Source organism: Xanthomonas chitinilytica (assembly GCF_026107455.2).
GTDB classification, from domain to species: domain Bacteria; phylum Pseudomonadota; class Gammaproteobacteria; order Xanthomonadales; family Xanthomonadaceae; genus Stenotrophomonas; species Stenotrophomonas chitinilytica.
The window spans coordinates 125,219-137,904 of record NZ_JAPCHY010000008.1 but is presented as its reverse complement, the minus strand read 5'-3'; the positions used below and the strand labels follow the sequence as shown (position 1 = coordinate 137,904).

At 70.9% G+C, this 12,686-nt stretch carries 14 protein-coding genes; 11 read left to right on the top strand and 3 right to left on the bottom strand.

The window, feature by feature from the left end; genetic code table 11:
* Positions 1-16: 16 nt before the first annotated feature.
* A complete protein-coding gene (locus OK345_RS10620; protein ID WP_265127945.1) occupies positions 17-304 on the bottom strand; it encodes a co-chaperone GroES in 288 nt (95 codons plus the stop codon).
* Positions 305-714: 410 nt separating this feature from the next.
* Between OK345_RS10620 and OK345_RS10615 the strand changes: the two genes are divergently transcribed.
* From OK345_RS10615 to accC, 8 genes are all read left to right on the top strand, one after another.
* The gene (locus OK345_RS10615; RefSeq protein WP_265127944.1) at positions 715-2,475 is read left to right on the top strand and encodes an endonuclease; all 1,761 of its coding nucleotides are present in this window, start codon (positions 715-717) and stop codon (positions 2,473-2,475) included.
* Positions 2,476-2,572: 97 nt separating this feature from the next.
* The gene (gene cutA / locus OK345_RS10610; protein WP_265127943.1) at positions 2,573-2,905 is read left to right on the top strand and encodes a divalent-cation tolerance protein CutA; all 333 of its coding nucleotides are present in this window, start codon (positions 2,573-2,575) and stop codon (positions 2,903-2,905) included.
* A 1-nt stretch (position 2,906) separates the two neighbouring features.
* Entirely contained in the window at positions 2,907-5,216 is a 2,310-nt protein-coding gene (locus OK345_RS10605; protein WP_425510962.1) for a protein-disulfide reductase DsbD family protein, read from the top strand.
* Positions 5,216-5,773 carry a TlpA disulfide reductase family protein gene (locus OK345_RS10600; protein ID WP_265127942.1) on the top strand — a complete coding sequence of 186 codons (558 nt, stop codon included), beginning with the start codon at positions 5,216-5,218 and terminating at the stop codon, positions 5,771-5,773. Before OK345_RS10605 ends, OK345_RS10600 begins: the two co-directional genes overlap by 1 nt.
* Before the next feature lie 135 nt (positions 5,774-5,908).
* Entirely contained in the window at positions 5,909-6,358 is a 450-nt protein-coding gene (gene aroQ, locus OK345_RS10595) for a type II 3-dehydroquinate dehydratase (RefSeq protein ID WP_265127941.1), read from the top strand.
* Positions 6,355-6,753 (top strand): lysozyme inhibitor LprI family protein, encoded by a 399-nt coding sequence (locus OK345_RS10590; protein WP_265127940.1) that lies wholly within the window; start codon positions 6,355-6,357, stop codon positions 6,751-6,753. Before aroQ ends, OK345_RS10590 begins: the two co-directional genes overlap by 4 nt.
* A gap of 56 nt (positions 6,754-6,809) precedes the next feature.
* Positions 6,810-7,286, top strand: coding sequence for an acetyl-CoA carboxylase biotin carboxyl carrier protein (accB, locus tag OK345_RS10585; protein ID WP_265127939.1), 477 nt, complete (start codon positions 6,810-6,812; stop codon positions 7,284-7,286).
* A 10-nt stretch (positions 7,287-7,296) separates the two neighbouring features.
* Complete coding sequence (gene accC / locus OK345_RS10580) at positions 7,297-8,664, top strand: acetyl-CoA carboxylase biotin carboxylase subunit (RefSeq protein ID WP_265127938.1); 1,368 nt, start codon at positions 7,297-7,299, stop codon at positions 8,662-8,664.
* Positions 8,665-8,851: 187 nt separating this feature from the next.
* Here accC and OK345_RS10575 read toward each other — a convergent pair whose 3' ends face one another.
* Together OK345_RS10575 and OK345_RS10570 are read right to left on the bottom strand one after the other, a co-directional pair.
* Complete coding sequence (locus OK345_RS10575; protein ID WP_265127937.1) at positions 8,852-9,211, bottom strand: hypothetical protein; 360 nt, start codon at positions 9,209-9,211, stop codon at positions 8,852-8,854.
* On the bottom strand, positions 9,211-10,164 hold the full coding sequence (locus OK345_RS10570; RefSeq protein WP_265127936.1) for a hypothetical protein: 954 nt from the start codon (positions 10,162-10,164) through the stop codon (positions 9,211-9,213). Before OK345_RS10570 ends, OK345_RS10575 begins: the two co-directional genes overlap by 1 nt.
* A 138-nt stretch (positions 10,165-10,302) precedes the next feature.
* Between OK345_RS10570 and prmA the strand changes: the two genes are divergently transcribed.
* The 3 genes from prmA to fis all read left to right on the top strand — a co-directional run bounded on the left by prmA (position 10,303) and on the right by fis (position 12,521).
* Entirely contained in the window at positions 10,303-11,223 is a 921-nt protein-coding gene (gene prmA, locus OK345_RS10565; RefSeq protein ID WP_265127935.1) for a 50S ribosomal protein L11 methyltransferase, read from the top strand.
* A gap of 30 nt (positions 11,224-11,253) precedes the next feature.
* Positions 11,254-12,141, top strand: a complete 888-nt coding sequence (locus OK345_RS10560; protein ID WP_265127934.1) for a DUF3426 domain-containing protein — start codon at positions 11,254-11,256, stop codon at positions 12,139-12,141.
* A 107-nt stretch (positions 12,142-12,248) separates the two neighbouring features.
* Complete coding sequence (fis, locus tag OK345_RS10555) at positions 12,249-12,521, top strand: DNA-binding transcriptional regulator Fis (RefSeq protein ID WP_265127933.1); 273 nt, start codon at positions 12,249-12,251, stop codon at positions 12,519-12,521.
* Positions 12,522-12,686: the final 165 nt, after the last annotated feature.

The following is a 12,686-nucleotide window of genomic DNA, read 5'->3' as shown; positions in this document are numbered from 1 at the left end:
GGGCGGAACGACGGGCTCAGCCGACGACGGCGAGGATGTCGTCTTCGCGCAGCACCTTGTATTCGACGCCTTCGGCCTTGTAGGTGCTGCCGGCGTACTGGCCGTAGATGACCTTGTCGCCGACCTTCAGCGCCGGCGCGCGCACGCTGCCGTTGTCCAGCGGCTTGCCGGGGCCGACGGCCACGACTTCGCCCTTGGTGGACTTTTCCTTGGCCGAGTCCGGAATCACGATGCCGCCCGCGGAGATTTCGTCGGCTTCGATCGGCTTGACCACAACGCGGTCGTGAAGCGGCTTGATGCTCATGTGAGACCTCTTAAGTTATTGATTGGTCTAAAAAAGTCCGGCGATGTTAGCACTCGCACATGGCGACTGCCAGCAACGCTCACGAAAAAACCCGGAACCCGGGATACCGCCCGAGATGGAGCTTGCCGGTCGGCTTTCAAGGGCGCGGGGTGAAAATTTTTGGTTCCTGGCCGGTCCGGGGGAGCGCGCTTCCCGGAGCCTGGGGTGCCGCCCGACAAGCTCGCGGCTGACGTCGCTCCCACAGGGTTTCCCGCCTCCGGTATCGCAATGGGGGCGCCGCCTCCCCGCCCCGGACCTGGATGCCCGCGGATTTTCCCGGTGGCCGGCGAACTGGGAACCGCTGCCCGGAACCTGTCATGAACCCACCCTACCCTGCAGCGGGGGATCCTCTGACAGCAAGGGAGTGATCGATGAGGTCTTCTGCAATGGTTCGTCCGCTGGCCGCCGTGCTGGCTTGCCTGCTGGCCGCGCCGGCCGCCGCGGCGGTGTTCGTCAACGAGCTGCACTACGACGATTCCACCGCCAGCGGCGACACCGGCGAAGGAATCGAGGTGGTCGCCACCGCCGGGGAGGACCTCTCCGGCTACAGCATCCATCTCTACAACGGCAGCAACCCGAACGCGGCCGTGGTCTACAACACGAAGGCGGTGCCGGCCGGGAACGTGGTCCAGTGCGGCGGCCAGGTCCGCATCGCGCACGTGGCCTATCCCGTCAACACCGTGCAGAACGGGCCGGCCGACGGCCTGGCGCTGGTGGACGGCAACGGCCAGGTGGTGCAGTTCCTGAGCTACGAGGGGCAGATCAGCGCCGCCAACGGCCCGGCCGCGGGCATGGGCAGCCAGAACCTGCCGGTCTCGGAAACCAACAGCACCGCGCCGGGCACCTCGCTGCAGCTGCGCGGCAGCGGCGCCAGCTACGGCGACTTCAGCTGGGCCGCCTCCTCGGCGCAGAGCTTCGGCGCCTGCAACAGCGGCCAGCAGATCGGCGGCAGCACCGGCACCGGCGAGCCGCCGGCGGTCACCGCCACCCTGCCGGCCGACGGCGCCAGCGACGTGCCGGCCGCCGGCGACCTGTCGGTGACCTTCAGCGAGGCGGTCAGTGCCGCCAGCGGCGCCTTCGTCCTGCAATGCGCCGGCTCCGGCAGCGTGGCGCTGTCGCATCCGGCCACCGGCACGGTGTTCGCGCTGCAGCCGGCCAAAGTGCTGCAACCGGGCGAGAGCTGCCAGCTGTCGGTGGTGGCCGCCCGGATCAGCGACGGCGACGGCCAGCAGCCGGTGCAGTCGACCCAGGTGGCGTTCTCGGTCGCGGCCGCCGGCGGCGACGACGGCTACTACGCGCGGGTCAACACCAGCAGCCCGTCGCAGCTGCGCTGCTCGCTGCACGCCACCATCCGCGACCACACGTCCTATCCGTACAGCGGCAGCGGGACCAACACCTGGACCATCCTGGAGATCGCCGACGAGGACCCGAACGACAGCGGCAGGATCCTGGACATCTACCGCAACCGCAGCTACCCCAAGGTCAGCGCCCGGGCCGGCAGCGGCAGCGGGCTGACCTACAACCGCGAGCACACCTGGCCCAAGTCGCTGGGCTTCTCCAGCGCCACCGGCGACAAGGGCCTGCCGTACGCCCCGCACACCGATACCCACATGCTCTACCTGAGCGACACCAACTGGAATTCCAGTCGCGGCAACAAGCCGCTGGCCGACTGCAGCAGCGGCTGCACCGCGCTGGCGACCGAGGCCAACAACGGCGCGGGCGGCGGCAGCGGCCGCGGCGACCAGAACTGGTTCAAGGGGCCGGACGGCAACGGCGGCAGCTTCGAGACCTGGGACGAGCGCAAGGGCGACATCGCCCGCGCGGTGATGTACATGGCCATCCGCTACGAGGGCGGCCGGCATTCGGTCACCGACCAGTCCGAGCCGGACCTGGAGCTGACCGACGACCGCAGCCGCATCGTCGCCACGTCCTCATCGCCGGCCTACATGGGCCTGCTCTCCACCCTGCTGCAATGGCACCAGCTCGATCCGCCGGACGCCGCCGAGCGCGCCCGCAACGAGGTGATCCACAACTTCCAGGGCAACCGCAACCCGTTCATCGACCACCCGGAATGGGCGTCGCAGGCGTTGTTCACGTCGGCCAGGCCGGCCAGCTGCCAGCTGGCGCAATAAAGCCTCCGCGCGGGGCCGGCCTCGGCCGGTCCCGCCTTCTCCGGCGGACCCGGCCGGTCCGGACGCCGCCGGCGCAGGCCCTATACTCGCGGGCCTCATGCCCGACAACGCGGTCCACCTGCTGTTCACCACCTGCCCGGATGCGGACAGCGCCCGGACGATCGCCCATGCGCTGGTGCACGAGCGCCTGGCCGCCTGCGTCACCCGGCTGCCGGAAGCGCATTCCACCTACCGCTGGCAGGGCGCGGTGGCCGAGGACAGCGAGATCCAGCTGCTGATCAAGACCACCGCCGATCGCCTGCCGGCCGCCATCGCGCGGGTGCAGGCGCTGCATCCGTATGAACTGCCGGAGCTTGTCGCGGTCGAAGCCGACGCCGGATTGCCCGCCTACCTGGACTGGATCCGGAAAGAAACCCGCGAGGAAACCTGATTTGAAGATGCTGTTCCGTCGTATCGCCGCGCTGTGCCTGGCCGGAGCGACCGCCCTGCCGGCGCTGGCCCTGAGCGAGAAGGACCTGCTGCCGGTCGACCAGGCCTTCGTGCTGGAGGTGCAGGCCCCCGCCCGCGACCGCATCGAGCTGCGCTGGGGCATCGCCCCCGGCTACTACCTCTACCGCCACCGCACCAGCGTCGCCACCGGCCAGGGCTTCGCCGCCGGCCCCCTGCAGATGCCGGATGGCGAGAAGAAGCACGACGAGTTCTTCGGCGACGTGGAGACCTACCACGGCCAGCTGGCCGCCACCCTGCCCGGCACCGCCGCCGCGGGCGTGGACACGCTGATGCTGGAAGTGCGCTACCAGGGCTGCGCCGATGCCGGGGTGTGCTACCCGCCGCAGAAGCGCACCGTGCAGGTCAAGCTGCCCCCTGCGGCCGCCGGTGCCGCCGCGCTGGCCCCACCCACGGCGGCCCCGGCACTGCCGGGCGGCGGCGGCCTGCGCCTGCCCGGCATGGCCGCCAGCCAGGCGCTGCCGCTGCCCTCGGAACAGGCCTTCGGCTTCGAGGCCATCGTCGACGACGGCAACACCCTGCTGCTGCGCTTCACCCCGGCGCCGGGCTACTACCTGTACCGCGACCGCACCTCGCTGTCGCTGGAAGGCGCTGCCGGGGTACGTACCGGCAAGCCGCAATGGCCGGCCGGCCGCTCGCACCGCGACGAGCACTTCGGCGACGTGGTGGTGTACTTCGACCAGGTCGAGGTGCCGGTGCCGCTGCGGCGCGAGCACGGCGACGCCACCCCGGCGACCCTGGTGGCCACCTTCCAGGGCTGCCAGACCGACGGCATCTGCTACCCGCCGATGACCCGGCGGGTGAAGCTGTCGCTGCCGGCGGGCAAGGTGTCGCCGACCGACGAGGCCACCGTCGCTTCGCTGGTGATCCCGCCGCTGCCCAGCGCCAGGCGCGGCAACGACGCGCCGCCGGCCCTGCCGCCGCCGGCGCCGCAACCGCTGGTGACCCGCAGCGATGCCCCCGTCCCACCCGATGCCTCGCCCGGCAACGCCAACCGTACCCGGCCGCCGGCGGCCGCGACCGGCCCCGGGCTGCCGCTGGTGCTGCTGCTGGCGCTGATGGGCGGACTGGTACTCAACCTGATGCCGTGCGTGCTGCCGATCCTGTCGCTGAAGGTGCTGGGGCTGGCGCAGAGCGGCGAAAGCCGGCAGCGCGCCCGCAGCCATGCGCTGTGGTACACGCTCGGCGTGCTGCTGGCCTTCGCCGCCATCGGCACGCTGGTGATCGCGCTGCGCGCCGCCGGCCAGGCCGCCGGCTGGGGTTTCCAGCTGCAGCAGCCGTGGTTCATCGCCGCGCTGGTGTACCTGATGTTCGCGGTGGGCCTGAGCCTGTCCGGGGTGTTCACCCTGGGCGGCAACCTGGGCGGGGTCGGGCAGTCGCTGGCCAGCCGCCATGGCCCGGTCGGCGACTTCTTCACCGGCGTGCTCGCCTGCGTGGTCGCCAGCCCGTGCATCGCGCCGTTCATGGGCCCGGCGCTGGCCTACGCGTTCACCGCCCCGCCGCTGCTGGCGCTGCTGGTGTTCCTGACCCTGGGCCTGGGCCTGGCGCTGCCGTTCCTGCTGATCGGCTTGCTGCCGACGCTGGCGCGGCGGCTGCCCAGGCCGGGGCCGTGGATGGAGACGCTCAAGCAGGTGCTGGCGTTCCCGATGTACCTGACCGCGATCTGGCTGCTGTGGGTGCTGGGCAAGCAACGCGGGGTGGACGCGGTGGCGATGCTGCTGGTCGGCGCCACGCTGCTGGCGCTGGGCCTGTGGTGGTTCGAACGCCACCGCTGGCGCAGCCACCGGCCGGGCATGCTGCTGGCCGCGCTGATGGTGGTGCTGGCGCTGGTTCCGGTCTGGGGCGTGACCCGGCTGGCCACGCCGACGCCGGCGGCCACGACCGACACCAGCGGCGCCGTGGCCTATTCGCCGCAGATGCTGGACCGCCTGCGCGCCGACGATCGCGTGGTGTTCGTCAACATGACCGCCGACTGGTGCGTCACCTGCAAGGCCAACGAACGCAACGTGCTGCACAGCGCCGCCTTCGGCGACGTCATCAGGCGCGTGGACGCGGTGTACATGCGCGGCGACTGGACCAACGTCGACCCGCAGATCAGCGCCTTCCTGGAAGAGCACAAGGCGGTGGGCGTGCCGCTGTACGTGGTCTACGGCCCCGGCGCGCCGCCGGCGGTACTGCCGACGGTGCTGACCCAGGCCATCGTCGAGGACGCGCTGCTGCGCGCGGCGCACTGATGCCGGGACCCTCGCGCCCGTTGCTGCTGGTGACCGGCCTGGCCGCGGCGCTGGGGCTGGGCGCCGGCCTGCTGCTGTTCCGGCCGGCACCGGCGCCGCCGCCCGCCGCCGCGGCACCGGGCGTGCCCGCGGCACGACCCGGGGAACCGCTGCCGCCACTGCGCTTGCCCGACCCGGACGGCACCCCGGTCGACTTCGCCCGGTTCGGCGGGCGTCCGCTGCTGATCAACGTCTGGGCCAGCTGGTGCGGCCCGTGCGTGGAGGAAATGCCGGAACTGGCGCGCTACGCCCGCGACCAGGGCAACGACGGCACGCAGGTCGTGGGCCTGGCGCTGGATACCCCCGAGGCGGTGCGCGACTTCCTGGCGCAGGTGCCGGTCGACTACCCGATCGTGCTCGACACCCCCGGCCCTACCGATGCCAGCGTGCGCCTGGGCAACGTCCAGGGCCTGCTGCCCTACAGCGTGCTGGTCGGCGCCGACGGCCGCATCGTGCGCCAGAAGCTGGGACCGTTCAGCCGCGGCGAGATCGACGGCTGGGCGACGTTGCCGCCCTGATCGGCGCCGGCAGCGGATCGGCACGATCGCCCACCAGAATCAAACGAACGTTTAAAACAACGCCAACTTCGCCGAACTGGACAGTATTGCCAGCTTCCATCAGACTGCCGCCCTTTCCTGCCAACCCTGCTGCACATGGCAAAGCTGCTGGTCCTGCACGGCCCCAATCTCAATCTGCTCGGCACCCGCGAACCGGACGTCTACGGACGCGCGACGCTGGCGCAGATCGACGCCGACCTGCAGGCGCAGGCCGCCGCCGCCGGCCACGCCGTGGAAGCGCTGCAGTCCAACGCCGAGCACGTGCTGGTGGAGCGCATCCAGGCCGCGCGCGCGGATGGCACCGCCTTCATCCTGATCAATCCGGCCGCTTTCACCCACACCTCGGTGGCGCTGCGCGACGCGCTGGCCGCCGTGGCGATCCCGTTCATCGAGATCCACCTGTCCAATCCGCACGCCCGCGAACCGTTCCGCCAGCACAGCTATTTCAGCGACAAGGCGGTCGGCGTGGTCTGCGGCTTCGGCGCCGACAGCTACCGCTACGCGCTGGATGCCGCACTGGCCCGGCTGGAAGCCGACGCCGCATGATCCGCTCCCTCGCCGCCCTGGCGCTGGCCGCCACGGCCCTGCCGGCCATTGCCGATCCGGTGGATTGCCAGCCGCCGCTGTCCACCATGGAAAGCGACCTGTGCCAGTCGCGCGCGCTCGAGCAGGCGCAGGCGCGGCTGCAGGCGCTGTACCAGCGCGCGCTGGACGATCTCGCCTCGCCGGCGTGTCCGGCCAGCGCCGCCGCCTGCCGCGAGGCCCGCACCGCCCTGACCCGCGCCCAGGCGCACTGGGTCGCGTTCCGCGATGCCGACTGCGAAGCGGCCTACGCCTTCCATTCCGACGGCAGCGGCCGCAACGCGGCGCGGCTGGATTGCCTGGACCGGCATCTCGCCGCGCGCGAGCGGCAGCTGCGCGAACACTTCGAACTGCATTGAATTCCGGTCGACGCCCCGTCCGACCGCCCCCGATGCCCAACCCAAAGAGGCCCCTGATGGATCTGCGCAAAATCAAGAAGCTCATCGACCTGCTGGAAGAATCGAATCTCGCCGAGATCGAGATCAAGGAAGGCGAGGAATCCGTACGCCTGTCGCGCACCCCGGTCGCCGGTTACGCGGCCCCCGCGCCGGCGCCGGTGTATGCCGCCCCGGCCGCCGCGGCTCCGGCGATGCCGATGAGCTCGCCCACCGAAGCCTCCACCGGCGGCACCGCCAAGCCGGGCAACGCACTGCCGGACGGCCACGTGCTGCGCGCGCCGATGGTCGGCACCTTCTACGCCTCCTCGGCCCCGGACAAGCCGCCGTTCGTCAGCGTCGGCCAGCAGGTCAAGGCCGGCGACACCCTGGCCATCATCGAGGCGATGAAGATGTTCAACCCGATCGAGGCCGACGTCGCCGGCACCGTCGTGGCCATCCTGGGCGAGAACGGCCAGCCGGTCGAATTCGACCAGCCGCTGTTCGTGATCGGCTGAGGAGCACTCCATGCTCGACAAGGTCGTTATCGCCAACCGCGGTGAGATCGCGCTGCGCATCCTGCGCGCGTGCCACACCCTGGGCATCCGCACGGTCGCGGTGCATTCCACCGTCGACCGCAACCTCAAGCACGTGGCGATGGCCGACGAGTCGGTCTGCATCGGTCCGGCGCCATCGGCCGAGAGCTACCTCAACATCCCGGCGCTGATCGCCGCGGCCGAGGTCACCGACGCCCAGGCCATCCATCCCGGCTACGGCTTCCTGTCGGAGAACGCCGATTTCGCCGAGCGCGTCGAGCAGTCCGGCTTCATCTTCATCGGTCCGAAGGCCGACACCATCCGCCTGATGGGCGACAAGGTGGAGGCGATCCGCGCGATGAAGGCCGCCGGCGTGCCGTGCGTGCCCGGCTCGGGCGGCCCGCTGGGCGACGACCCGGCCACCAACGTCAAGATCGCCCGCGAGATCGGCTACCCGGTCATCGTCAAGGCGGCCGGCGGCGGCGGCGGCCGCGGCATGCGCGTGGTCCACACCGAGGGCGCGCTGGTCAACGCCATCGCCACCACCAAGCAGGAAGCCAAGGCCGCGTTCGGCAACGACATGGTCTACATGGAGAAGTTCCTGGAGAACCCGCGCCACGTGGAGATCCAGGTGCTCGCCGACGGCCAGGGCAACGCCATCCACCTGGGCGAGCGCGACTGCTCGATGCAGCGCCGCCACCAGAAGGTGGTGGAGGAAGCGCCGGCGCCGGGCATCACCCCGGAACTGCGCGAGCAGATCGGCAAGGTCTGCGTGGAGGCCTGCATCCGCATCGGCTACCGCGGCGCCGGCACCTTCGAATTCCTGTTCGAGAACGGCCGCTTCTACTTCATCGAGATGAACACCCGCATCCAGGTCGAGCACCCGGTGACCGAGATGATCACCGGCATCGACCTGGTGGCCGAGCAGCTGAAGATCGCCGCCGGCCACAAGCTGTCGATCACGCAGAGCGACATCAAGATCAACGGCCACGCCATCGAGTGCCGCATCAACGCCGAGGACCCGGAGACCTTCTTCCCCTGCCCCGGCACCATCACCGGCTTCTACCCGCCGGGCGGCCCGGGCGTGCGCGTGGACACGCACATCTACGGCGGCTACCGGGTGCCGGCCAACTACGACTCGATGATCGGCAAGCTGATCGTGCACGGCCCGGACCGCGACACCGCCATCGCCCGCATGCGGGTGGCGCTGAGCGAGATGGTGGTCGATGGCATCAAGACCAACGTCGCCCTGCAGCAGCGGATCATGCGCGACAAGGGCTTCCAGGCCGGCGGCCAGAACATCCACTACCTGGAAAAGCGGCTGGCCGAGCGCAAGAACAAGTCGATCGCACTGACCTGAGCAGGCCGGCCGACGACGGGCACGAAAAAGGCGGGGTTTTCCCCGCCTTTTTCTTTGGCTTCTCTCCCCACCGCGGGGAAAGGCACGTCCTCCGATCGCCCGGTTGCCGCCCGGAAAACCTCGCGACAGAGAAGCAACACTCGCCAGGACCAGGAGTCCTTTCCCTGGCCGCATCCCGTCTGGAACGTCAGTCGGCCGGCTGCTGGCTGCCGGCCACCGGTTCGGTGCCCACCGGCGAGCTGGGATCGACCACCACCACGGTCTCGGTCGAACCATCGGGCCAGACGATCTGGAAGGCGCTGCCCGGCGGCAGGGTCGCGAACGGCATGCCGCTCTGGGCGCGGTAGACCGCCGCCACCTGGCTGGCACCGGCACGGCGCAGCTCGGCATCGGCCTGCACCGAGGTCAGCTTGACCTTGGACAGTTGCCGGTAGCGGTCCTCGTAGGTGTCGATCAGCAGCAGCCCGACCGCCCCGGCCGAATAGGCCACGAACAACACCACCCAGAACCAGAACTTGGCTCCATGGATCAGACGGCGATAGTTCATCAACGACCTCCCCGCCCACCGCGCAGGCGCTTCACCAATTCGTTCATTTTTTCCGCACCTTGCCGCGGCACCGCGGCATCAAACACAAAGGAAATGAAATCCTGGCCGGGGTCCTGCGAACAGATGCCGCCGTTGGCGCAGTAGCTGTTCATCAGCACGCTGTCCGGACCGCAGGCCAATCCCAGCTCGCACGCCGCCATCTGCCACGCCAGCTCGGCGAAGCGGTTGCCGGCCACCAGTCCCTGATAGGCGTCGTCGCTGCTGGCGGCCGCGCCCATTGCCGGCGACAGCGCCAGGAAGGCTTCCGGATCCTGCGATTCCAGCACCCGCTCGACCAGTCCGCGCCGATAGTCCGCGTCGTCCTGCAGCGGCTCGCCCTGCGCCAGCAGCGAGGCCTCGGCCGCCAGGTTGCCGCCCTCGGCGGCCAGCTTGCGCTGGCTCATCACCAGCGCCCGGCCCAGCCCGTCGGCGGCGACGAAACCGGCGCAGCGGTGGCCCACCCGCTCGCGCGCCGCCACCAGCCCCGGCGCGGCTTCCAGCCCCAGCGCCGCCAGCGTGCCATTGTCCAGCGCATAGCCGGCCGGATCCATCGCATAGGCGGCGCAATAGTCGTAGACGCGGCTGGCCATCCAGCGCGCCTCGGCATTGCCGGCCTCGCCGGCCAGCCGCAGCTGGCGGGCATATTCGTACAGGTCGGTATCGCCCTCGAAGGCGGCCCGCAGGTCCAGCGGCAGGCCCGGGCCGACCGCCACCGGACGCTCGCGCACCCGCTCGATCGCGATCGCCTCCGGCAGCGCCGCGCTGGCGGCCACCGGCGGCGGCGACGCGGTGGTGAAACCGGCGAGCCCGGAGCGGGCGGCCGAACCACCGCCCACGCCGTAGCCCACCGCCACCAACATCAGCGCGGCAGGCAGCAGCAGGAACCAGGTCTTGCGTGGCAGGGCAGGAAGCATCGCTCGGCAGGAGTCGCAGCGGCAATCGCCGTGGCGCAGTCTAGCAAGCCCGCGCCACGGCAGCATTCAGTGACGCCGGCCAAGCACGCCGCGCCCGCCTCGTCTAGGATGCCCGCTTTCTTCCTGTCCCCGCCGTCCATGCCTTTCCTCGAACTGACCCTGCGCTGCACCGAAACCACCCAGCCCCGTTACGAGAACGCGCTGGAGGACGTCGGCGCGCTGGCGGTGACCCTGCTCGACGCCGATGCCGACACCGGCAACGAACGCGCGATCCTGGAGCCGGGCGTGGGCGAGACGCCGCTGTGGAACGCACTGGTGCTGACCGCGCTGTTCCCGGCCGAGACCAACGCGCTGGCGCTGCTGGCAGCGCTGGAAGCCTTCGACGGCGGGCTGGACTGGAGCAACGCCAGCTTCCGCGCAGTGGCCGACGAGGACTGGGAGCGCGCCTGGCTGGACCAGTTCCAGCCGATGCGTTTCGGCCAGCGCACCTGGATCGTGCCGTGGAACCACGAGCTGCCCGACCAGGCGCAGGCCGCGGACGCGGCGGTGGTGCGGCTGGACCCGGGCCTGGCGTTCGGCTCCGGCACCCACCCGACCACGGCGCTGTGCCTGCGCTGGCTGGACGGGCTGGCCGCCGCCGGCGAGCTGGCCGGCAAGCCGCTGCTCGACTTCGGCTGCGGCTCGGGCATCCTCGCCCTGGCTGCGCTGAAACTGGGTGCGGCCAGTGCCATCGGCGTCGACAACGACCCGCAGGCGCTGCTGGCCACCGCCGACAACGCCGAGCGCAACGGCGAGCAGGCGCGGATGCAGGTGTTCCTGCCGCAGGACGAACCGGCCGCCACCTACCCGGTGGTGGTGGCCAACATCCTGGCCTCGGCGCTGGATGCGCTGGCCGAAGTGCTGGCCGCGCGTGTCGCCGCCGGCGGCCGCATCGCGTTGTCGGGCATCCTGCATGGCCAGGAACAGGAGCTGCTGGAACGCTATGCGCCGTGGTTCGAGCAGCTGCGGACCGAACAGGACGGCGACTGGATGCGCATCGACGGCGTACGCCGTGCTTGAATAGCCCCAGCGCTCCGGCCCCGATCGCACATGACCGAAGAAACCACACCGCCGCGCCGCCCGCTCGCCACCTTCCTGCGCGGCGCGCGCAACGATGCCGGCGACAAACCGGCAACGCCCGCGGCACCGGAACCACCGGCCGACGCGGCCGAACCGGCACCGTTGCCGGTCGATGCCGTGCCGATGCCCACCGGCACGGAAGACGACGCGACGGGCGCCGGCGCCGCTGACCCGGAAACCGGCGATGACGCGCTTGCCGCAGCCGATGGCGGCGACGGCAACGACGACGCCACGGCAACCGATGCCGAGGCGGAAACCGCAACCGACGCCCCTGCCGATACCGCAACGGCCGATGCCGTCGAAACCGCGGCGCCGGTCGCGGTGGCGGCCAGCGCTCCCCGCGCCGCCGCCCCCAGCTTCCTGCGCAGTACGGCCCGAGTGCCCGCCACCCGCGCACCACGCTGGCAATGGCTGCTGGCGGCCGGGCTGGGCGTGCTGCTGCTGGTGCAGATCGCCGTGGCCGACCGCGCGCGATTGGCCGCCGACGCCAGCACCCGGCCGCTGGTCGGCGCGCTGTGCGCGGTGCTGCGCTGCACGCTGCCGCCGTGGCACGAACCGGCCGCCTTCACCATGCTCAGCCGCGAGGTACGCCCGGTGCCCGGCCACCCCGGCGCGCTGCAGGTGCATGCCAGCTTCCGCAACGATGCGCGCTGGGCGCAGGCATGGCCGGCGCTGCAGCTGTCGCTGTCCGATGCCGACGGCCGCGTGATCGGCAGCCGCGTGTTCCTGCCGCAGGACTATCTGGGCCCGGACGGCGACCTGTCGCAACGGCTGGAACCCCGACAGAGCGCACAGATTGCGTTCCGCCTGCGCGAGCCGGCCGCCGCTACCGTCGCCTTCAATTTCGAGTTCCGCTGAGACCGGATTCAGCGACCGTCGGCGTGGCGGGCATCCGGTCCACGCGCTAGACTCGCTCCTCCCGCCGCTCGCCCAGCGCCCGCGGCCATCGTCACCCGGAACGTCCCTTGAACGCAGCCCCCACCCGTCCTGACAGCAGTCGTGGCGCGCCGAAGCCGCCGCTGCGCGAACATGTCGCCCAGTCGGTGCGACGCTACCTGCGCGACCTCAATGGCTGCGATGCAGACGACGTGTACGAGATCGTGCTGCGCGAAATGGAAATCCCGCTGTTCGTGGAAATCCTCAACCACTGCGAGGGCAACCAGAGCCGCGCCGCGGCGATGCTGGGGATCCACCGCGCCACGCTGCGCAAGAAGCTCAAGGAATACGGGCTGGCCTGAGCCGCACCCCTGCAGGAGCCTGCAGGAGCGACCTGAGTCGCGACAGCGCTTTCCCGGGCAAGGCTCCATCGCGACTCACCTCGCTCCTGCGGCGTCGAGGGGCGTGGATGCGGTCCCGGCCGGCCACGGATGTGACGGCGCCGCTACAATATCGGCCCGCTTCGC

What these genes read in the sequence shown, in the direction of transcription:
- OK345_RS10620 (WP_265127945.1), bottom strand. Translation starts at nt 304, where the DNA reads ATGAGCATCAAGCCGCTTCACGACCGCGTTGTGGTCAAGCCGATCGAA.
- OK345_RS10615 (WP_265127944.1), top strand. Translation starts at nt 715, where the DNA reads ATGAGGTCTTCTGCAATGGTTCGTCCGCTGGCCGCCGTGCTGGCTTGC.
- cutA (WP_265127943.1), top strand. Translation starts at nt 2,573, where the DNA reads ATGCCCGACAACGCGGTCCACCTGCTGTTCACCACCTGCCCGGATGCG.
- OK345_RS10600 (WP_265127942.1), top strand. Translation starts at nt 5,216, where the DNA reads ATGCCGGGACCCTCGCGCCCGTTGCTGCTGGTGACCGGCCTGGCCGCG.
- aroQ (WP_265127941.1), top strand. Translation starts at nt 5,909, where the DNA reads ATGGCAAAGCTGCTGGTCCTGCACGGCCCCAATCTCAATCTGCTCGGC.
- OK345_RS10590 (WP_265127940.1), top strand. Translation starts at nt 6,355, where the DNA reads ATGATCCGCTCCCTCGCCGCCCTGGCGCTGGCCGCCACGGCCCTGCCG.
- accB (WP_265127939.1), top strand. Translation starts at nt 6,810, where the DNA reads ATGGATCTGCGCAAAATCAAGAAGCTCATCGACCTGCTGGAAGAATCG.
- accC (WP_265127938.1), top strand. Translation starts at nt 7,297, where the DNA reads ATGCTCGACAAGGTCGTTATCGCCAACCGCGGTGAGATCGCGCTGCGC.
- OK345_RS10575 (WP_265127937.1), bottom strand. Translation starts at nt 9,211, where the DNA reads ATGAACTATCGCCGTCTGATCCATGGAGCCAAGTTCTGGTTCTGGGTG.
- OK345_RS10570 (WP_265127936.1), bottom strand. Translation starts at nt 10,164, where the DNA reads ATGCTTCCTGCCCTGCCACGCAAGACCTGGTTCCTGCTGCTGCCTGCC.
- prmA (WP_265127935.1), top strand. Translation starts at nt 10,303, where the DNA reads ATGCCTTTCCTCGAACTGACCCTGCGCTGCACCGAAACCACCCAGCCC.
- OK345_RS10560 (WP_265127934.1), top strand. Translation starts at nt 11,254, where the DNA reads ATGACCGAAGAAACCACACCGCCGCGCCGCCCGCTCGCCACCTTCCTG.